The organism is Pseudomonas sp. K2I15 (genome assembly GCF_002204795.1).
GTDB lineage: Bacteria > Pseudomonadota > Gammaproteobacteria > Pseudomonadales > Pseudomonadaceae > Aquipseudomonas.
In genome coordinates, this window is record NZ_NIXO01000001.1 from 210,695 (window position 1) to 230,957 (window position 20,263).

Annotated in this window: 15 protein-coding genes; 11 read left to right on the plus strand and 4 right to left on the minus strand. The window is 63.5% G+C overall.

The features are described from left to right. Window positions 1–69: 69 nt before the first annotated feature. From CEC48_RS00975 to tssA, 4 genes are all read right to left on the minus strand, one after another. Window positions 70–558 carry a type VI secretion system tube protein Hcp gene (locus tag CEC48_RS00975; protein WP_088422037.1) on the minus strand — a complete coding sequence of 163 codons (489 nt, stop codon included), beginning with the start codon at window positions 556–558 and terminating at the stop codon, window positions 70–72. 175 nt (window positions 559–733) lie between these two features. Then, complete coding sequence (tssC, locus tag CEC48_RS00985; RefSeq protein WP_088422039.1) at window positions 734–2,230, minus strand: type VI secretion system contractile sheath large subunit; 1,497 nt, start codon at window positions 2,228–2,230, stop codon at window positions 734–736. A 2-nt stretch (window positions 2,231–2,232) separates the two neighbouring features. After that, on the minus strand, window positions 2,233–2,739 hold the full coding sequence (tssB, locus tag CEC48_RS00990) for a type VI secretion system contractile sheath small subunit (RefSeq protein ID WP_088422040.1): 507 nt from the start codon (window positions 2,737–2,739) through the stop codon (window positions 2,233–2,235). Between the two features lie 54 nt (window positions 2,740–2,793). Then, window positions 2,794–3,813 (minus strand): type VI secretion system protein TssA, encoded by a 1,020-nt coding sequence (gene tssA, locus CEC48_RS00995; RefSeq protein ID WP_088422041.1) that lies wholly within the window; start codon window positions 3,811–3,813, stop codon window positions 2,794–2,796. A 404-nt stretch (window positions 3,814–4,217) separates the two neighbouring features. On the opposite strand from tssA, the gene tagH reads away from it, so the two are divergent. Genes tagH through CEC48_RS01050 form a run of 11 tightly spaced genes read left to right on the plus strand, consistent with a single transcriptional unit; the run spans window position 4,218 to window position 20,203 of the window. Continuing rightward, on the plus strand, window positions 4,218–5,537 hold the full coding sequence (gene tagH / locus CEC48_RS01000; RefSeq protein ID WP_088422042.1) for a type VI secretion system-associated FHA domain protein TagH: 1,320 nt from the start codon (window positions 4,218–4,220) through the stop codon (window positions 5,535–5,537). Window positions 5,538–5,589: 52 nt separating this feature from the next. Then, a complete protein-coding gene (gene tssJ, locus CEC48_RS01005) occupies window positions 5,590–6,096 on the plus strand; it encodes a type VI secretion system lipoprotein TssJ (protein WP_088422043.1) in 507 nt (168 codons plus the stop codon). Between the two features lie 14 nt (window positions 6,097–6,110). After that, entirely contained in the window at window positions 6,111–7,445 is a 1,335-nt protein-coding gene (gene tssK, locus CEC48_RS01010) for a type VI secretion system baseplate subunit TssK (protein ID WP_088422044.1), read from the plus strand. Between the two features lie 6 nt (window positions 7,446–7,451). Next, entirely contained in the window at window positions 7,452–8,741 is a 1,290-nt protein-coding gene (locus tag CEC48_RS01015; protein WP_088422045.1) for a DotU family type VI secretion system protein, read from the plus strand. Then, complete coding sequence (gene tssM, locus CEC48_RS01020; RefSeq protein WP_088422046.1) at window positions 8,738–12,238, plus strand: type VI secretion system membrane subunit TssM; 3,501 nt, start codon at window positions 8,738–8,740, stop codon at window positions 12,236–12,238. The genes CEC48_RS01015 and tssM overlap by 4 nt, the downstream gene beginning before the upstream one ends. Then, window positions 12,235–12,888: a type VI secretion system-associated protein TagF gene (gene tagF / locus CEC48_RS01025; RefSeq protein WP_088422047.1), complete on the plus strand. Its 654-nt coding sequence runs from the start codon at window positions 12,235–12,237 to the stop codon at window positions 12,886–12,888. The genes tssM and tagF overlap by 4 nt, the downstream gene beginning before the upstream one ends. Then, window positions 12,889–13,608 (plus strand): PP2C family serine/threonine-protein phosphatase, encoded by a 720-nt coding sequence (locus CEC48_RS01030; protein WP_088422048.1) that lies wholly within the window; start codon window positions 12,889–12,891, stop codon window positions 13,606–13,608. Continuing rightward, window positions 13,605–16,610 carry a serine/threonine-protein kinase gene (locus CEC48_RS01035; protein WP_088422049.1) on the plus strand — a complete coding sequence of 1,002 codons (3,006 nt, stop codon included), beginning with the start codon at window positions 13,605–13,607 and terminating at the stop codon, window positions 16,608–16,610. The genes CEC48_RS01030 and CEC48_RS01035 overlap by 4 nt, the downstream gene beginning before the upstream one ends. Continuing rightward, window positions 16,610–17,314 carry an ABC transporter ATP-binding protein gene (locus CEC48_RS01040; RefSeq protein WP_088422050.1) on the plus strand — a complete coding sequence of 235 codons (705 nt, stop codon included), beginning with the start codon at window positions 16,610–16,612 and terminating at the stop codon, window positions 17,312–17,314. Before CEC48_RS01035 ends, CEC48_RS01040 begins: the two co-directional genes overlap by 1 nt. After that, window positions 17,314–18,498, plus strand: coding sequence for an ABC transporter permease (locus CEC48_RS01045; RefSeq protein ID WP_088422051.1), 1,185 nt, complete (start codon window positions 17,314–17,316; stop codon window positions 18,496–18,498). Before CEC48_RS01040 ends, CEC48_RS01045 begins: the two co-directional genes overlap by 1 nt. Further along, on the plus strand, window positions 18,491–20,203 hold the full coding sequence (locus CEC48_RS01050) for an SUMF1/EgtB/PvdO family nonheme iron enzyme (RefSeq protein WP_088422052.1): 1,713 nt from the start codon (window positions 18,491–18,493) through the stop codon (window positions 20,201–20,203). Before CEC48_RS01045 ends, CEC48_RS01050 begins: the two co-directional genes overlap by 8 nt. Window positions 20,204–20,263: the final 60 nt, after the last annotated feature.

Here is a 20,263-nt window from a genome sequence, read left to right on the forward strand (position 1 = left end):
TCCACGGACGGGTTGCGAGAGGAACAGGGGGCTTGCAGCCGCCACCGAAAGCGGCGGCTACAGGGGCGATCAGCGTTTGGTGTTGGAGCGGATGTTCCAGCCAAACTTGATCGCGCCGCCGTCTTTGGTGCCGTCGGCTTTCTGTGGCTGGTAGTCCACCATCACCTGGGCAAAGTTCAGGGTGACGTTTTCGGTCAGGCGGTCATCGCTGCCCGAACCACCGGTGCTCAGGGAGGTGACCAGCACTTCTTCCAGGTTGATGATCATGTACTCGACCTGGCTTTCACCGCCGGCCTTGCGCACGGTCAGCTTGACCTTGTCGATGTGCTTGCCGCTGGCGCAGTGCATCATCAGGTTCGGCGAAGCCTTGTCGACGTACTTGGTCAGCGACAGGTCCTGGATGTTCACCTTGCCCGCGCCGCCGCCGCCGCCAACGTGCATGTTGCCGGACTGGGCCATGCCCCAGCTCCAGTTCAATACATCGATTTCGTCCTTGTGGGCCTTGTCCATGGACTCGCCCTTGATGTCGCCGATCTTGATGAAAATATCAACAGCCATGTTTTCTCCCTGTGTGGTCTCAGCCACAGAATTTATTAACGCCGCCGACCCCTGTAGGAGCGAGCTTGCTCGCGAAGGTCGTCAACGATGACGCTGGCACCCTGGATGAACGCAGCGCCTTCAAGTTTTTCGCGAGCAAGCTCGCTCCTACAGGGAGCGAACCAGTTCCGATTTTTTACGCGCCTTTCGCCGAAGGCAGTTTCGATACCAGGCGCAACGACACGGTCAGCCCTTCAAGCTGGTAGTGCGGGCGCAGGTAGAACTTGGAGTTGTAGTACCCCGGGTTGCCTTCAACGTCTTCCACGATCACTTCGGCAGCAGCCAACGGGTGCTGGGCCTTGGTGGTTTCGGTGGAGTGCGCCGGGTCACCGTCGACGTAGTTGAGGATCCAGTCCTGCAACCAGCGCTGCATCTCGTCCTTCTCTTTGAAGGAACCGATCTTGTCGCGCACGATGCACTTCAAGTAATGCGCGAAACGGCACGTGGCGAACAGGTACGGCAGGCGCGCGGCCAGGTTGGCATTGGCGGTGGCGTCCGGGTCATCGTATTCGGCCGGTTTCTGCAACGACTGGGCGCCGATGAAGGCGGCGAAGTCGGTGTTTTTCTTGTGCAGCAGCGGCATGAAACCGTTCTTCGCCAGTTCCGCTTCACGGCGGTCGCTGATGGCGATTTCGGTCGGGCACTTCATGTCCACACCGCCGTCATCGGTGGGGAAGGTGTGGGCCGGCAGGTTCTCGACTTCACCGCCAGACTCCACGCCCCGGATGCGCGAGCACCAGCCGAAGTGTTTGAACGAACGGTTGATGTTCACCGCCATCGCGTACGCGGCGTTGGCCCAGGTGTACTTGGAGCTGTCGGCGCCGTCGGTGTTTTCTTCGAAGGCGAAGGCTTCCACCGGGTCGGTCTTGGCGCCGTACGGCAGGCGCGCCAGGAAGCGCGGCATGGTCAGGCCGATGTAGCGCGAGTCTTCCGATTCACGCAGGGAGCGCCAGCCGGCGTATTCCGGGGTGGTGAAGATCTTGGTCAGGTCACGCGGGTTTGACAGTTCCTGCCACGAGCCCATGCCCATTACGGTTGGCGAGGCAGCGGCAATGAACGGTGCGTGCATCGCGGCGCAGACTTTCGACAGCTCGCCCAGCAACTCCACATCGGGGGGCGACTGGTCGAAGTAGTAATCGCCCACCAGGCAGCCGTAAGGTTCGCCGCCAAACTGGCCGTATTCTTCTTCGTACATCTTCTTGAAGATCGGGCTCTGGTCCCACGCGGTACCCTTGAATTTCTTCAGGGTCTTGTGCAGCTCGGGCTTTGAGATGTTGAGCACGCGAATCTTCAGCTGCTCATCGCTCTCGGTGTTGTTCACCAGGTAGTGCAGGCCACGCCAGGCGCTTTCCAGTTGCTGGAAATCCTGGTGATGGATGATCTGGTTGACCTGGGCGGTGAGCTTGGCGTCGATGGCGGCGATGATCGACTCGATCGACTTGATGGCGTCGTTGGACACCAGGTCGGTCTGGGCCAGAGCCTGCTCGGCCAGGGTACGCACGGCCGTTTCCACGGCTTCGCGGGCACGCTCGGTCTTGGGTTTGAATTCTTGCAGCAGCAGCGACGCGAACTCGCTGGTTTCTTCGGTAGCGCCCAGGTTCTGGGCGCCTTCGCGGGCGGTATTCTCGGTCATGATTACTGGTCCCCTGCCGGCTTCGGCGCGCTCGCAAGGGCCTGCAGCAATGCCGGGTCCTTGATCGCTTTCATGATGATTTCTTCAGCGCCGGTCTTGCCGTCCATGTAGGTCAGCAGGTTGGCCAGTTGGGTGCGGGCTTCGAGCAGCTTGTTCAGCGAGTCGACCTTGCGCGCCACGGCGGCGGGGCTGAAGTCGTCCATGCTTTCGAAGGTGATATCCAGGCTCAGGTTGCCCTCGCCGGTCAGCTCATTGGGCACGTGGAACGCGACGCGTGGCTGCATGGCCTTAAGGCGCGAGTCGAAGTTGTCGACGTCCACTTCAAGGAACTTGCGGTCGGCCACAGCCGCCAGAGGCTCGGCGGGCTTGCCGGCGAGGTCGGCCATCACGCCCATGACAAAGGGCAGCTGGACCTTTTTCTCGGCGCCGTAGAGCTCGACGTCGTACTCGATCTGCACCCGAGGCGCACGGTTGCGCGCGATGAATTTCTGAGAACTTTGCTTCGCCACGTTGCTGCTCCTGGTCGCTTGAGCGACGGTGTTGTAACTGCGCGATCCGTACGCTTATTCGCTGTCGGGCCCGCGCAGATTTTCAAATTGGGACATGCCGTCGGGAATCAGGTTGCGCACGATGGCCGCAAAGTCGGCGTGCACCAGATTCTTCGCCCGGTTCAACAGCACCGGCAGCGGGCTCGAGGGCTCGTGCCGGGTGTAGTACGCAAGGATCTTGTCGAGGCTGCGCAGCACTTCATCGCGGCTCGCGATGTCGCCGCTGGGGCGTGCTGCAGCGGGCGCCGCGGCGTATTCAACCGAGGGGGCATTGTCGTCACTGACAACCTCGGGCTCGCTGGCGGCGCCACTGTGTGGGGCGTATTGATTGAGTATCTGCACGGCCTGCTTGAGCGGTTGCTTCAAGGGGCCGAGGTCCACGCCCTGGGCGGAACCGACCTGGTCGCTGACGTGTTGTTCGATGGCTTCGCAGGCCGCGCGGGCGGCGTTCAGCGCGTCGCGGGTGGCTTGCAGTTGCTCGGCGTCGCTGTCGAGGAACGCGCCGTTGAGCTGTTCGGCACCGAGGTTTTCGCCGGGGAAACTTTGCAGCCCGCTGGCATTCAGCGCGGCGCGCAGGCTGACGGGGCCGAAGGTGCGTGAGCGGGTGAGGATGCTTTCGCGCAGCAGGCGAATGGTGGTGTCGCTGGTCAGGCCGCTGAGGGCATTGATGCGTACGGTGGGGTCGTTGTCGTCATCGGCATCCAGGCGCGGATGCAGGTCGGCCCAGTATTCGCGCAGCAGCGCGTTGATCAGCGTGAGCGCGTCGGCAAGCCCGGCAATGCCCTGGAGGGCGAGGGCGCTTTGCAACAGGAAATGGGTGATGCGCAGGTCTTTGCTGCGTTGCAGGAGGTCGAGGCTTTGCTGCTGGATGCTGCGCCATTCCGGAGGTTCGGCAGGCAGGATCGAGTCGCCCATGCTGCGCTCGGGTTGACCCTGTGCGGCACGCTCAAGATGCAAATAATCGGCGTCATATTCCAGGTCTTCGCCACAAGGCGAATTCGCGGAAACGGCGGCGAGCAGCAGAGGCACATCCACTAAATTCGATCTCCCTATCAGCCCGTAAGATGACGGGCAATTCATGCATTAGTTGCGCGAGGAACTTTGCATGTTTTCTTGGTCATATTAAGCGCTCTGACATCGTTTCGATTTCAAAGTGCCATCATTGGTGTTCAAGAAGTTGTGCATTTTTGGTGTAGTACTTATGCCTTGTCAAGGTAAGCTATTCGCCCTCTATGACAGATGTGCGGTGCTTAACATCTTGTGCGACTGATCAGTCGAAGCGGATGCCGAGGCAGGATTTTTGTCATAGAGGCCGGTTAAGATCAGCAATTACGCGGGTTGAAGCAGGCTTTCAAGGTATTGGAAGGATCTGTCGTGGATCCCTCGGGAGCACCTCTCCCAGGGAATGGCCGCGCGCGAAGTATCAGCAAGGAGGCAAGATGTCGCTGTGCTTGACTATCACTAGTTATCACAAGATTACCCCTGGCCAGTGTTCTGAAAAGTCCATGGATCAGGGGGTGATGGCTATTGGCCGCGGTTCCGAAAATGACTGGATATTGCCTGATCCCGAGCGCCTGGTTTCTACGCAGCATTGCGTTATTCAATACAAAGAGGGGCGTTATTATTTAACCGATAACAGCACCAACGGTGTCGAATTAGTCAACGCCGGTATTCGTTTGCGCCGGGGAAACAGTGAGCCATTACAAGACGGCGAACTGATCCGCATCGGTGATTACGAAATCCAGGCGCGCATCGATTTCAACCTGAAAGTGACAGACAACCAGGTTTTCGCCGGCGACTCATCCAACAGCTTCGAAGCCCTGATGGGCGCCGCCGTGAAGGCCCCGACGCCGCAGCCGGTCATCGCGCCGCAGTTCCAGGGCGCCTCGTCGATGGACACCCTGCCGGACCTGTTCGACTTCCTCGCACCCACCAGCGTACCGCCGGCCACCGTGCACGATCACGTGCCGGCCGAACAACACGACTTCCGCCCGCCGACGCCGCTGCCCGTGGTTGAACCGCCTGCGCCGGCGGTCTCGGGCTCAGTGATTCCCGAAGACTGGGATTTGTTCGGCGATGCCCCTGCGCCCAAGCCTGTTGCGCCACCGCCACCGCCACCGATCATCGAGCCACCCAAGGTCGAGCAACCGCTCCCCGTGGTCGACGCCAACCAACCCGATTTGCTGCAAGCCTTCCTGCGCGGTGCCGGCCTCGATCAGTTGCGCCTGGACAAGGCCCAGGCCGAAGCCCAGATGGAAAGCATCGGGCGCAGCTACCGGCTGATGGTCGAAGGTTTGATCGACGTGTTGCGTGCTCGCGCGAGCCTCAAGGGCGAGTTCCGCATGCAGCAGACGGTGATCCAACCGGTGGAAAACAATCCGTTGAAATTCGCCCCGAATGCCGACGAAGCGTTACTGCTGCTACTACGCCACAGCAACCAGGCGTTTATGGCGCCGGACTTGGCCGTACGCGACAGTTTCGACGATCTGCGGGCGCACCAACTGGCCGTCATGGCCGGGGTCGAGGCTGCCATCAAACACCTGCTGACGCGCTTTGAACCGGCGCAGCTCGAAGAGCGCATGGGCAAGCCCGGCGGGCTGTCGAGCATCTTCAACGGTTCGCGCCAGGCCCAGTACTGGCAGCAGTTCACCGAGCTCTACAGCAATATTTCCCGCGAGGCCCAGGAAGATTTCCAGGACCTGTTCGGGCGTGAATTCAGCCGCGCCTACGAAGAGCACAGCACCCGACAGCGCCGCTAAAAACGCAGTACACGGAACAACGGATAGCTAAGTACGTCATTGAGGACGCAGGATGATTCCCAGGTTTTTACTCGCAGCCGCCGCAGCGCTTCTGCTGACGGCGTGTGCCAAGGATGCGGCCAAACCCGAGGCCCCCGAGGCTGAGGCAGACACCGCCGCCGTCGAGCTGCATTTTCACGCCATCTCCGGGCTCAACCCCGGCGCCAATGGCCAGGCAGCCCCGGTACGCGTGCGGATTTTCGAACTGAAAAACGCCGCCACCTTCAGCCGTTCCGATTACTTCGCCTTGGCCGATCGCGCCCAGTCGACCCTCGGCCTCGACCTGCTCGACCAGGACGAAGTGGTGATCCAGCCCGGCCAGCAATTGAGCGTCCAGCGCAACCTCGACCCGTCCACTCGCCAGATCGGCCTGCTGGTGGGCTATCGCGAGCTGGACCGCGCCGAGTGGCGCACGGTGCTCAGCGTGCCTGCGCGCCAATACACCGAATACCAGATCAGCCTCGATGTGCATGCGGTGCGTGCCGATGTCGTGGTTCCCCCATCCAGCCCTGCCCAATAAGAATCGGAGCCCCCATGTCCTGGAACAATCGCGTGGTCTGGTCGGAAGGCATGTTCATCGGAACGCAGCACTTCCAGCAGCATGACCGTTACCTGGAAAACCTGATCGATGCGCGCAGCCGCCCGTTGTCGGCAGGGGCCTGGGGCTTCTCCGAATTGTTGATCGACCAGGGCCTGCTGGCCCAGGGCAAGCTGGCGATTGTCTCGGCGCGCGGTTTGTTGCCCGACGGCACGCCGTTCAATATCCCCCAGGATGACCTGGCGCCGAGCCCGCTGAACATCGACGACAACCTGCGCGATGGCCTGGTGTACCTGGCGTTGCCCCTCAAACGGGCCGGCGCCCGTGACACCGTCGATGAAGGCGAAGCGCTGGAAGCGGCGCGCTACGTCAGCCAGGTGCGCGAAGTACGCGACGACAACGCACCCTTCGAAAACCGTGCGCCCGTGGCTGTTGGCTCCCGCGCCTTGCGCTTGTTGACGGCCCAGGATGGCATCAGCGATTACGCGGCCATTGGCCTGGTGCGCATCAAGGAAAAACGCGCCGACCGCGCCCTGGTGCTCGACGACAGCTACATCCCGCCGGTACTCGATGTGACCGCCAGCAAACCGCTGACCGCGTTTCGCAGCGAACTGCTGGGCCTGCTGCACCAGCGCGGCGAGGCGTTGGCCGGTCGCGTGGTGGCCTCGGGCGCCGGTGGTGCTTCAGAGATTGCCGACTTCATGCTGCTGCAACTGGTCAACCGAGCCCAGCCGCTGATCCAGCACCTGAGCCAGTTGAGCCCGCTGCACCCGGAGCGGTTTTTCAGCGAACTGGTGAGCCTGGCGGGCGAGTTCTCGACGTTCTCCACCGCCGGCCGCCGCCCCCAGGAATACCCGCAATACCAGCACGACGACCTGGCCCTGAGCTTCATCCCGGTGATGCAGGCGCTGCGCGAGGCGCTGTCGATGCTGATCGACAGCAAGGCCACGCCGATCCCGATTGTCGAAAAAGCCTACGGCGTGCACGTGGCAATGCTGGCCGACAAAACCCTGATCGACAGCGCCAGTTTCATCCTGGTGGTACGCGCCGATGTGCCGGGCGAAACCCTGCGCGCGCGCTTCGGCCAGCAAAGCAAAGTCGGCTCGGTGGAACACATCCGCGACCTGGTCAACCTGCAACTGCCGGGCATCGGCCTGCTGCCGCTGCCGGTGGCGCCACGGCAGATTCCGTACCACGCAGGCAGCACTTATTACGAGCTGGACCGGGGCAGTGAGCACTGGCAGCAACTGAGTAATTCCGGTGGTTTTGCGTTTCACATCGCCGGCCAGTTCCCGGGGTTGAACCTGGCTTTCTGGGCCATCCGAGGATAATCCGCGATGCATCCCAATGACGATGACCGCACCCAGTTCATGCCGCGCCCGGGCGGCCGCGCGCCGGAGCCGGTTCGCGCAGAACCTGCACCGCTGTCGATGCCTGCCGCGCCAATTCTGACCGGCAAGGCCCAAGGCCTGAACCCGCTGGAAAGCGCCGCCGGCCCTTTGCTGTCGTTGCTTACACGCTTGCGCAATACGATCGCGCACCCGGCGCCGTCGAGCCTGCGCGCGCAGTTGCTGGCCTACCTGCGCCAGTTTGAAGAGCGTGCCGAGGCGTCCGGCGTGGCCCGCAACGATGTGCTGCTGGCGCGTTACGCGCTGTGCACCGCCCTCGATGAAGCCGTGCTGAGTACGCCGTGGGGCAGCGCCAGTGACTGGGGCAAACAGAGCTTGTTGATCACCGTGCACAACGAAGCCTGGGGCGGCGAAAAGGTCTTCCAGTTGCTGGATCACTGCCTGCAAAGCCCGCGCGAACGCCTGTACCTGCTGGAGCTGTTGTACCTGTGCCTGTGCCTGGGTTTCGAAGGTCGCTACCGCGTGATGAACGACGGTCGTAGCCAGTTGGAAGCCTTGCGTGAGCGCACTGCTGCGGCGATTCGCAGTGCGCGCGGCGAGCATGAGCGCGAGCTGTCGCCCCATTGGCGCGGCGTGGCCGTGGCCCGTGATCGCCTGGCGCAATTCATGCCGCCGTGGATCGCCGTGGCCATCGGCGTGGCGCTGCTGTTGGCGTTGCTGTTCGGGCTGCGGATGAAGCTGGCGTCGGATGCCGAGCCGGTGTTCAAGAATATTCATGCCCTGGGTGAAATCCCGGTGCAGGCCATCGACCGTCAGGTTGCACAGCCGAAAATCATCGAGCGGCCACGCCTGGCGGGCTTCCTCGTCGAAGACATCAAGGCCGGTCGTGTAGCAGTGGAAGATGCCGTCGACCGCTCCGTAGTGACCATCCGTGGCGACGAACTGTTCGCCTCGGCCAGCTCCAGCATCGTCGACGACTTCCAGCCGCTGATGCTGCGTATCGCCGACGCCATCCGCAAGGTCAAGGGCCAGGTGCGCGTCACCGGCCACAGCGATAACCGTCCGATTGCAACCCTGCGGTTCCCGTCCAACTGGGCGCTGTCCGAGGCGCGGGCCAAGTCGGTGCTGGAGATTCTCGCGGCCAAGACCGGCCAGCCGGAACGCTTCAGCGCCGAAGGCCGCAGCGACACCGAGCCGGTGGCCACCAACGCCACCGCTGAAGGCCGTGCGCGCAATCGCCGGGTAGAAATCACCGTATTGGCGGAGGGGGTCGAGTGAAGGCGTTTTTCAGTTTTGTGATTCGCTGGGTGATCCCGCTGCTGGGCCTGATCGCCTTGAGCCTGATCATCTGGTTTGTGGGGCCGTTGCTCGATGTGCTGGTGCCGGAAGGGCGCCGCTGGGCGCTGATCATCCTGGTGTTCGCGGTGTGGATTGCCTACCGCGTGTTTCGGATTATCCAAGTCCGCCGCCAGGCCGCGCAAGTGATGCGCAGCCTCGCAGCTGAGACGCCGCCAGACCCTGCCAGCGTCGCCACCGCCGAAGAACTGGCGACCCTGCGCCAGCGCATGGACGAAGCCCTGGTCCTGTTGAAAAAAGCCAAGCTGGGCGGTGACGAGCGCCGCAATCTGTACGAGTTGCCGTGGTACGTGATCATCGGCCCGCCGGGCTCGGGCAAGACCACCGCGCTGGTCAATTCCGGGCTGCACTTCCCCTTGGCTGCGCAGCTGGGTGCCGGTGCGGTACGTGGCGTGGGCGGCACGCGCAATTGCGATTGGTGGTTTACCGATCAGGCGGTGCTGCTCGACACCGCTGGCCGCTACACCACGCAAGACAGCAACTCCACGGTGGACAAAGCCGCCTGGCTGGGCTTCCTCGACCTGCTGAAAAAGCAGCGGTCCCGGCGCCCGATTGACGGCGCGTTTATCGCCATCAGCCTCTCGGACCTGCTGCTGGGCAGCGACGCCGAGCGCGCCGCCCATGCCGCCGCGATCCGCCTGCGCATCCAGGAGCTGTACACCCAACTGGGCGTGCGCTTCCCGATCTACCTGATGCTGACCAAGCTCGACCTGGTGCCGGGCTTCATGGAGTTCTTCGACAACCTGAGCAAGGAAGAGCGCGCCCAGGTGTGGGGCATGACCTTCGCCCTGGACGACGGCAAGAACAGCGACAGCCCGCTGGCCCATCTGCAAAGCGAATTCGCCGGCCTGGAACAGCGCCTCAACGAGCGCTTGGTGGAACGCCTGCAACAGGAGCGCGACCCGGCGCGGCGCGACCTGATCTACGGCTTCCCGCAGCAGTTCGGCGCGTTGAAGGATTGCCTGCAAGGCTTCCTCGAAGGCGTGTTCAAACCCAACGCCTTTGAAGAGCGCGTATTGCTGCGCGGCGTGTATTTTACCAGCGGCACCCAGGAAGGCAGCCCGATTGACCGCTTGATCGGTGCCATGGCCCAGAGCATGAACCTGGACCGCCAGCACCTGGCACGCCAGACCGGTACCGGGCGCAGCTACTTCATCGAAAAACTGTTCACCGCCGTGGCGTTTGCCGAGCGTGGCCTGGTGGGCGTCAACCCGAAGGTCGAGCGCCGTCGCAAGTGGATTGCCCGTGGCGTGTTGGCCGCAACTGTGGCCTTGGTGCTGGTGGTGAGCACCCTGTGGTGGGTGAGCTATCGCGCCAACCAGGCCTATATCGCCCAGGTTGACCAGAAGGTCGCACCGTTGGGCCAGACCGTGCAGAGCCTGAGCCCGGCGCAACGCGAAGTGCTCGCGGTATTGCCGCTGCTCAACGCCGTGAAGAACCTGGCGGGCGACTCGCCAAGCTGGTCCGAAGGCTTGGGCCTGTATCAGGGCGACATGCTCGAAGCCGAATCTGCGAGCGTCTACCGCAAGCTGTTGATCGCCGTATTCGCGCCCCGTTTGGTGACGCGTATCGAAGAGCAACTGCACAGCGGCGGCAATTCCGACTTCCTCTACGAGGGCTTGAAGGCCTACCTGATGCTCGCCGATAACGAGCATTACGACCCGGACTTCATCAAGGCCTGGATCGCCCTGGACTGGGACCGCAACCTGCCGCGCGACTTGCCGGCGGATCAGCGCCAGGCGTTGATCGGGCACTTGCAGGCTTTGTTCGAACGCCATCCGCCAAGCGCCCGTCTCGACCCGCGCTTGATCGACGACCTGCGTCGGCAGTTGCAACAACTGCCGGTGGCCCAGCGTGTATACGACCGCATCAAGCGCCAGAAGCTGCCGGAAGGTGTGCCGGACTTTCGCATCAACGAAGCGGCGGGCCGCGATGCTGCGCTGGTGTTCAGTCGCAAAAGCGGCAAGCCGTTGGGTGAGCCATTGAGCGGCTTCTTCACCGCCAAGGGTTATCGCCAGGGCTTCCTGCTGACCAGCCTGAACCAGACCGGCACCCTCGCTGAAGAGCAATGGGTGCTGGGCCGCGAACAGGCCGATCAACAGAACGTGGTCAGCCTCGCGGCCGACGTACGCCGCCTGTACTTCCAGGACTATCAACGCCAGTGGGACGCCTTGCTGGCCGACATCGACTTTGTGCCGATCACCAGCGTGGCCCAGGCGGCGGATGTGCTGCGGGTGATTTCCGGGCCGACGTCGCCGCTGAAAAAGCTGCTGGTGGCGGTCTCCAAGGAGACCGACTTGCAGCAGGAAGAACGCCTGCTGGCCGCCAAGGGCGCGCCGGTAGAAGGCGGCGTGGACAAACTCAAGGAGCGCCTCGGCAGCCTGCTCGGCCAGGATCAGCCGAGCGCGAATGCACCGGCCGCCAGTGAAGACCCGGTGACCGCGCACTTCGCCGAACTCAACAGCATCGTCAGCAAGAACGAAGGCGAGCCGGCGGCCATCGACGGCCTGCTGGCGGACATGAACGCGCTGTATGTGCAGGTCAGTGCCATGGTCGGTGCCAGTGGCGATGCATTGCTTGGCGAAGCGAAAAACCAGGCGGCGGCTGCGGCCACCCGGGTCAGCCTGAATGCCGAGCGTCAGCCGCCGCTGGTGCAGGGGCTGGTCAAGTCGGTGGTCAACTCCACCACCAACAGCATGATGGGCGGGGTGCGCAATCAACTGAACGCGGCGTGGGTCAGCGAAGTGGTGAATGTGTATCGCCAGTCCCTGGCCGGGCGTTATCCAATGTCGCCCGGCAGTGCGCGGGATGCGACCCTGGATGACTTCGGCCAGTTCTTTGGGGTGGGCGGGGTGATGGACAACTACTTTCGCAAGTACCTGCAACCTTACGTCGACACCTCCACGCAGACCTGGCGCTGGCAGCCGGGTGCGGCGCAGAAGCTCGGCATCGCACCGGGCGTGCTGCAAACCTTCCAGCGGGCGGCGACCATTCGTGATGCGTTTTTCCGCGCCGGTGGTACCCAGCCGGTTGTGCGCTTTGAGCTCAAACCGGTGGCGATGGACGCGACCATCACCCAGTTCCTGCTGGACCTGGACGGCCAACAACTGAGCTACGACCACGGCCCGAGTCGCCCGGTTGCGATGCAGTGGCCCAACCCCGGCAGCATTGGCGTGGTGCGTATTTCCATCATGCCGCCGTCGGCCAGCGGGCGCTCCGGTGTGACGCTGGATGGCCCGTGGGCGTGGTTCCGTTTGCTTGAGCAATCGGACCTGACCGCCGGCAATTCGCCGGACCGCTTCAACCTGCGCCTGCGGGTCGACGGCGCGAGCATCTCCTACGAATTGCGGGCCAACAGCGCCTTCAACCCGTTCAAGAACCGCGTGCTTAACGGCTTCAGCCTGCCGGAGCGGTTATGACCACGTTGGGCTTCTACGGCAAGTTGGCCAGCCGCGGCGACTTTGTCAGCCGCGCGCTGCCGCAGAGTTTTATCGGCCCTTGGGACAGTTGGCTGGCGTCTGGCTTGCTCGCCAGCCAGACCAGCCTTGGGGCTGACTGGTTGAACGCGTACCTGGTCAGCCCGCTGTGGCGCTTCGTGTTGGCGCCGGGCGTGTGCGGGCCGGACGCGGCGGTGGGCGTGGTGATGCCGAGCATCGACCGTGTGGGCCGCTATTTCCCGCTGACCGTGGCTGCGCTGTTGGATCACGACACCGACCCGGCCTCCGTCGTCGGCGGCCCGGACGCCTGGTTTGAACAGGTGGAAGAACTGCTGCTGAGCACGCTGGATGCCGGCGCTACGTTCGAAGGGTTCAGCGACGGAATCGAAAGCCTCGGCACGCCAGCCTGCCGACCACGCACGGTGGGCAGCCGCTTTGCCGGCTTGCAGCGCGTCGACGCCACAGACCCGCAAGCACGCATGACCGCGCTCGCCGAACAGGCCTGTGAAGGCGCCAGCCTGTGGTGGGGCCGTGGCTCGCAACAGATTTCCCCCGGTTTATTGCGGTGTCAGGGCCTGCCTGCCGCCGGCGATTTTGCGCAATTTTTGCTCGGCCAAGAAGGTGTTGTGTAGATGCGGTCCACGTTCAAATCCGCCAGCAAAAGCCACGTCGGCATGGTTCGCCAAGTCAATGAAGACGCCTGCCTCGACCTGCCGGAAAACGGCTTGTGGGTGGTGGCCGACGGCATGGGCGGGCACGCGGCGGGGGATTACGTCAGCAGCCTGATCGTCGACAGCCTGCGCGGTATTCCCGTAGGCCGCTCCCTGGAGGAATACACGGCGGCGTTGCGCAGCGACCTGCTGCGGGTCAACGGCGCTGTACGCGAAGAAACCGCCCACCGCGGCGTCACCATGATGGGCAGCACCGTGGTGTTGCTCGCTACCCGAGGCTTGCGCGGCGTGTGTTTGTGGGCCGGCGACAGCCGCCTGTATCGCCTGCGGGACGGCCTGCTGGAAGGCATCTCCCGCGACCACAGCTACGTGCAGGACCTGCAAGACAGCGGCCTGCTCAGCGAGGCCGACGCCCGGGTGCACCCGCGGGCCAACATCGTCACCCGCGCGATTGGTGTGGAAGCGCAGTTGGCGTTGTCGTCGGTAGACCTGCTGATCGCTCCCGGCGACAGTTACCTGCTGTGCAGCGACGGCCTGAACAAGACCGTCGAAGACCACGAGATTCGCGAAGTGCTGAGCCATGCCGAGCCGGATGAAATCGTCCGCAGCCTGGTACACCTGGGCCTCAATCGCGGCGCGCCGGACAACATCACCGCCATCGTTGTGAAGGTGTCGACATGAACATCATCATTCCCGGGTACGACATCGAAGGCGAAATCGGCGTTGGCGCCATGGCCAGCGTGTACCTGGCGACCCAGCGTTCCCTGGAGCGCAAGGTGGCGTTGAAGATCATGGCGGCGGCGCTGGCGGCCGACCCGAGCTTTTGCGAGCGCTTCCTGCGCGAAGGCAAGACCCTGGCGCGTTTGTCCCACCCGCACACCGTGACGATCCATGACATCGGCAATGTCGGTGAGTTGTATTACATGGCCATGGAATACCTGCCCAACGGCACGCTCAAGGAGCGCATTGCCGCGGGCCTGACGCCGGAGCAGGGGCTGACGTATATCCGCCAGATCGCTTCGGCGCTGGGCTATGCCCACGCCCAAGGCCTGGTGCACCGTGATGTGAAACCGGCGAACATTCTGTTCCGCGCGGATGGCACGGCGGTGTTGTCGGACTTTGGTATCGCCAAGTCGCTGGATGATCGCACCCAGTTCACCCAGGCCGGATTTGCCGTCGGCACGCCCAGCTACATGAGCCCGGAACAGGCGCGGGGCCAGGAGATTGATGGGCGCGCTGACCTGTATGCGTTGGGCGTGGTGCTCTACGAAATCCTGGTGGGCAAGCTGCCTTACAACGGAACGGATGCGCTTTCTACTGCGCTGGCGCACCTCACTGAACCGCTGCCGGAATTGCCGGTGCACCACGGGCGTTATCAGGAGGTGCTGCGCAAGCTGCTGGCCAAAGACCCGGCGGAACGTTTCCCGGATGCGGCGGCATTGCTGACGGCGCTGGATCAGTTGCCGAAGGACACGCAGGTAGAGGCAACGCTGATTCGACCTCTGCCGATTCCGGTTGCGGTCTCGAATGACCTGGCAGGACTCACGCCGGTTTCCATCGAAATCCCGACCGACAAGCCGCAGCCGCAACCGGTGCGCCAGCCGGTGGTGACGCCGACGCAGCACTCCGCCGTGTCTGAACAAACCCGTGGGCCGGTGCTGGCGTTGGCGGCAGTTGCCGTGGCGGTCGCGCTGGCGATTGGCGGTGCCAGTTACTGGTGGTTGAAAGATGACGCGCCCGCCGCGCCGCCGGTCGTTGCGGCTGCCAAGACAGTCACGCCGCCTGCCGTGCAACCGGTGGTCGCGGAGGTCGACGGAGGCCAACGTCCGCTGCTGATGGCCGGCAAGAAAACCCTGTTCCAGCGCGTACTGAGCAAGCCTGGCACCAAGCTTTCCCACGAGGCGGGCGGGGCGCCAGGCGAAGGTTTGCCGGCGTTTTCGGTGCTCTACGTTTACCAGCGCAAAGACATCGACGGCAGTCCGTGGTTGCGTGTTGGCGCCGCCACTGACGGGCGTAGCGACGGTTGGTTGCCGGCGGCGCAAGTCAGCGACTGGAAGCAGAGCCTGGTGCTCAAGTTCACCGAGCGGTCGGGCCGGGCGCCGGTGATGTTCCTGCGCCAATCCGCGGAAGTGGAAAAGCTGCTGGCCGATCCTGCCGCGGCGAAAAACCTGCTGCTCAAGGTGCAGAAAAACAGCGAGGACAACCAGCAAGTGCTGGCCCTGGAACCGACCGCCAGCGCCGTCCCGCAGAGCCAGTTCTACCTGCTGCCGATCTTCGATTCCAAAGAGAGCTTCGACGAAAACGGCCAGCCGGTGCAGTTGCTCAACGTCGCCTCCATCGACCCTGGCAACACGCCTGACTCCAGCGCCAAGGCTGTCGGACGAACGCCGGTGATCAATGCCAACGCCGACGCGTTCCGTACAGCTGTGGTGCTGGTGGTCGACACCACCGTCTCGATGCAGCCCTATATCGACCAGGTCCGCGACGTGGTCCACGAACTGCAAACCCGCATCGCCGAACGTGGCGAGCTGGACAGCGTGAGCTTCGGCCTGGTGGGCTTTCGCAACAGCATCAAGAAAACCCCCGGCCTGGAATACGTGGCCAAGACCCTGATCACCCTCGATCAGGGCCGCGACCCACAACGCTTCCTCGACATGGCACGGCAGGTAAAGGCGTCTACCGTCTCCAGTCACTCATTCAACGAAGATGCGTTCGCCGGCGTGATGCAGGCGGTGGACGGCATGGACTGGTCCGGTTATGGCGGGCGCTTGATCCTGCTGGTGACCGATGCCGGTGCGCTGCGCAAGAACGACCCGTTCGCCACCACCCAGATGAACGAAGCCGAAGTGCGCCAGGCCGCATTGGGCAAGCAGATCAAGATCTACGCCCTGCACCTGCGCACCGACGCCGGCAAGAAAACCCACAGCGGCGCCGAAACCCAGTACCGCACGCTGACCGCCGACGCCAACCCACAGATCGGCGACCTGTACACGCCGGTGCCGGGTGGCGATGTGCGCAAGTTCGGCGAGCGGGTCGACGAAATCGGCACGGTGTTCGCCAACCTGGTGCATCAGGTGCGCAGCAATACGCCGCAGCCGGTACCGCTGCTCAGCGCTGCGCCGACGCTGGCAGACAAGTCGGCCGCTGTTGGCTATGCGATGCACATGGACTTCCTCGGGCGCAAAACCGCGAGTCAGGCGCCGCAACTGGTCAGCGCCTGGACCGCCGACCGCGACCTGACCAACACCGCGCTGCCAGCCTTCCAGGTGTGCGTGATGCTGACCAAATTGCAGCTCAACGATTTGCAGCAATCCTTGAAACTGATCGTCGACGCGGCGCGTAAAACCCAGACTTCACCGAAGGATTTCTTCCAGGAAATCGCCAGCGCCTCGGCCTACATGAGCCGCGACCCGCAGGCCTTGCGCAAGGGCGGCAACCTGGCGGACGGCGGCATTCTTGGCGAATACCTCGAAGGCCTGCCGTACCGCAGCAAGTCGCTGAACATGACCCAGGATCTATGGTTGTCGTTGAGCGTGGCCGAGCAGGAAGACTTTATCGACGAGCTGGATTCGAAGATCCGCCTCTACGAAACCTTCCACAACGATGTGGCGAACTGGGTCCGTTTCGGCGATGCCGAGCCGGGTGATGCGTTGTACCGCGTGCCGTTGTCGACGTTGCCGTAATGCTGAACTTGAGCGCAGTGCACAAGAGCCGGGGCGTCGGGGCCCAGCGCTACAGCCTGGTGATTCCGGGCCTGCAACTGCGTGCGGGTGAACAGTTGGCGGTGGTCGGGCCGAGTGGCTGCGGCAAGAGCACTCTGCTGGATTTGCTGGCGCTGGTATTGGCGCCGGATCAGGTCGGTCAGTTCGATTTCAACCGCGTCGACATCGCCGGGCTTTGGCGTGGCGATCAGCAAAGCGAGCTGGCTCAACTGCGCAGTCGGCACTTGGGTTATGTGCTGCAAACCGGCGGCCTGCTGGGCTTTCTCGACGTACGCGGCAACATTGCGTTGTCGCGGCAATTGCTGGGTTTGAAGGACGACGGCAGCGTGGCGCGGTTGGCCGAGCAGTTGGAAATCACTGATCAGCTGGATAAGAAGCCTGCGGCGTTGTCCGTCGGCCAGCGTCAGCGCGTCAGCTGCGCCCGGGCGTTGGCCCACGGTCCACAACTGTTGCTGGCGGATGAACCGACCGCTGCGCTCGACCCGTTGAACGCCGAACGCGTGATGCAGGCGCTGTTGGCCCAGGCCCGGAACAACAGCGCGTGCTGCGTGATCGCCACCCATGACGAACCCTTGGCCCGGGCCAGCGGCTTGCAGGTACGGCGCATCAGCTGCCGTCGCGACACCGACGGCGGCGTCACCGCCACCCTCGGGGAGGCGTGCTGATGCGGATCGCACTGGTGGCTTCCCTGGCCTGGCAGGACTACCGCAACGATGCGTGGCTGTCGGTGTGTTCGGTGCTCGCGCTGGTGGCGGTGATCGCGCCGTTGCTGGTGTTATTTGGCCTGAAATATGGACTGGTTAGCAGTTTGACCGAACGTTTGGAAAACGACCCCGCCACCCGGGAAATTATTCCGCTGGGCGGTGGTCGATTCAGCAGTGAGTTTGTCGAGCAGCTGCGCCAGCGCCGTGACGTGGCGTTCGCCTTGCCGCGTACCCGTCAGATTGCAGCCACGGCGCAGTTGGGCGCAGTGACGGTGGAGATGTTGCCGACGGCCGCCAACGACCCCTTGCTGGCCGGTATGCCAATGCCCAAGGGCCTGGATCAAATCGTACTGAGCCACACCGCCGCCGAGAAGCTCGGGGCACAGGCCGGGGATTGGCTGGAGGCAAGTTTTGGTCGCCAGGTGGCGGGGCGCGTCGAGTCGCAACGCACGCGGGTTCAAGTGCTGCACGTGTTGCCGCTGGAAGCCTTCGCCCGGGACGGATTGTTTGCGCCCTTGGGCTTGCTGGAAGCGGCGGAAGATTATCGTGATGGCCGCGCGGTGCCGGCGTTTGGCTGGGACGGCGATGCAGCAGGCGTGAGTGAGCAGCGGGTTTACCCGGCGTTCCGTCTGTATGCGCGCCGCCTGGTGGATGTGGAGCCGCTGCGGGTGTATTTCGTCGGGCAGAATTTGCTGGTGTCGACCCAGGCCCAGACGATCGCCCAAGTGCAGTCGTTGAGCCGCAACCTGTCGATCGTGTTCTGGATCATCGCCGGGCTGGCCTTGGCGGGCGCGTTTGCTGCGATCTTTGCCGGCGCGCTGGCATCGGTTGCACGCAAGCGGCGGGAATTGTCGGTGCTGCGGCTGTTGGGTTTTTCCACCGCAGGGCTGTTGCTGTTCGTGGTGCTGCAGGCGCTGTACAGCGCCGGGTTTGCCGCGGTGTTGAGTGGACTTTTATACGGCCTGGCAGAGTCAGGCCTGAACCAATTATTCGTGCAGGTGCCGGGCGAGTACGCCAGTCACCTGTTGGCGCGTCATTACGGCCTGGCCCTGGCTGCTGTCCTCGGCGTCAGCGCCGTGGCGGCGGCCTGTGGCGGTTGGCGTGTGGCGCGTATCCAGGCTTCTGAAGGAATCAGAGATGTATAAGTTACTGGGCGCCGCCGTGGCGCTGACCCTGGCCACCGTGGCCTGGGCCGATGAAGCGAGCGACAAGCTGGACAACCCCAAGCCGCTGCCGGACGACGTCAGCCTGCCGCTGCCGTGCGAAGGCAACATGCTGTTCCGCTACGCCTACGTGCTGGCCCAAGGCACCCTGGATGACCGCGAGATCAGCCTCGGCTACCCGTTCAGTGAAGGCGAGGCGGGCTATCAGCAGTCGTTCATTTCCGGCTATCGCCGCGACTTTATCAACGGCCAGTTCACCCTCAAGGATCTGCCCAAGGACTGGAACAAGGTCATCGCGCCCTTGATGCCCAAGACCGACGCCAAGACCCCGCTCAAGCCGATGCTCTACTTCATCGGCAAGTACGAAGTCACCGCGCGGCAATACGCGCAGGTCATGTCCCAGGCGCAATCCCTGGCCAGCGGCGAGCCGGCCCCGACGTGCGACGTACCGACTGGCATGGCGGCGCGTTTGCCCAAGGTCAAGCTGTCGCGCTTTGAGGCCGAGCGCTTCTCGGCGGTGTACAGCGCCTGGCTGATGAAATACCACCGCGAGCTGCTGCCGGTGAGCGGTCGTGGTTCTTCGGCGGACGACGGCGGCCTGGGCTTTGTACGCCTGCCCACCGAAGTGGAGTGGGAGTTCGCCGCACGCGGTGGCCAGGCGGTCAGCCGTCAGGACCTGGAAGGCCGGCTGTTTCCACGGCGCGTCGAGGGCAATGAAAGCGACGGCCCGCTTGCCGATTACGCGGTGTTCAATCAGGTCGCCGGTGGCACCGGCCAGGCTGCACGGTTGATGCCCATCGGCACCAAATTGCCCAACCCGATCGGCATGTTCGATGTGATCGGCAACGCGGCGGAAATGGTCCAGGAATCGTTCCAACTGGTGCACGCCGGGCGCCGCCAGGGCACCTATGGCGGCTTCGTGGTCAAGGGCGGCAACTACCTGGAAGGCGAGGGCACGCTGTTTACCGGCATGCGCCGCGAGTACCCGTTGTTCGCCGCCGACGGCACCGAACAAAGCAACGAAACCACCGGCTTTCGCGTGGCGATTGGCGCCTTGTCGGCGCCGCGTTCGCGCTACAAGGAGCTGTTCGCCCAGTGGCAGAAAGAAGGCCGCCTGGCCTCGCTGACCGACGCCATCGACGACGCCCAAGACCCGACCAAGCGCCTGGACAGCATCATCGCCGCCAGTGTTGACCCGCGCCTGCAAGCCGAACTTGGCCTGGTCAACGAAGAGCTCAAGCGCAACGTCTCGCTGATCGCCCAGCAGCGCGAAGAAGCGGCCGGCAACCTGATTCAGTCTGCGGCCTTGGTGGCCGAGACCATCAACAACTACAACATCCGCCTGATCAATTTGCAGAAGAGCCGCCAGCAGGCCATCGATGCCAATGACGAGGCCAGCGCACAGCTGTTTGCCACGGCCATCACCAATGGGCGCAGTGCGCTGGATGGCGCGGTGGCGATCTATATCGACAACCTGGCCACCGGCACGCGTTACACCGATGCGGTGATTCAGGCGCAGTTTCAACGGATCAAGGAAGAGTTGGATCGCAAGCCAGTGCTGGGCAAGAGCCTGGTGACGCGCGCGACGTTATTCGTTCGCCATGTGGGCAACTACCGCAAGCAACAGCGGGCCGACCCGGCGACGATTTTGAAGGAATTGCTCGCAGCGAGCGGTCAGCGGTCTTGACCGTTGGTTGTATGGCGAGCTTGGAAGGGACTCAGGCGGCGGTGGGCCGTGCTGGGCAAG

Bases quoted from the DNA above. Each gene is read 5' to 3' on its own strand.
- CEC48_RS00975 (WP_088422037.1), bottom strand. From the start codon at position 558: ATGGCTGTTGATATTTTCATCAAGATCGGCGACATCAAGGGCGAGTCC.
- tssC (WP_088422039.1), bottom strand. From the start codon at position 2,230: ATGACCGAGAATACCGCCCGCGAAGGCGCCCAGAACCTGGGCGCTACC.
- tagH (WP_088422042.1), top strand. From the start codon at position 4,218: ATGTCGCTGTGCTTGACTATCACTAGTTATCACAAGATTACCCCTGGC.
- tssJ (WP_088422043.1), top strand. From the start codon at position 5,590: ATGATTCCCAGGTTTTTACTCGCAGCCGCCGCAGCGCTTCTGCTGACG.
- tssK (WP_088422044.1), top strand. From the start codon at position 6,111: ATGTCCTGGAACAATCGCGTGGTCTGGTCGGAAGGCATGTTCATCGGA.
- CEC48_RS01015 (WP_088422045.1), top strand. From the start codon at position 7,452: ATGCATCCCAATGACGATGACCGCACCCAGTTCATGCCGCGCCCGGGC.
- tagF (WP_088422047.1), top strand. From the start codon at position 12,235: ATGACCACGTTGGGCTTCTACGGCAAGTTGGCCAGCCGCGGCGACTTT.
- CEC48_RS01030 (WP_088422048.1), top strand. From the start codon at position 12,889: ATGCGGTCCACGTTCAAATCCGCCAGCAAAAGCCACGTCGGCATGGTT.
- CEC48_RS01035 (WP_088422049.1), top strand. From the start codon at position 13,605: ATGAACATCATCATTCCCGGGTACGACATCGAAGGCGAAATCGGCGTT.
- CEC48_RS01040 (WP_088422050.1), top strand. From the start codon at position 16,610: ATGCTGAACTTGAGCGCAGTGCACAAGAGCCGGGGCGTCGGGGCCCAG.
- CEC48_RS01045 (WP_088422051.1), top strand. From the start codon at position 17,314: ATGCGGATCGCACTGGTGGCTTCCCTGGCCTGGCAGGACTACCGCAAC.
- CEC48_RS01050 (WP_088422052.1), top strand. From the start codon at position 18,491: ATGTATAAGTTACTGGGCGCCGCCGTGGCGCTGACCCTGGCCACCGTG.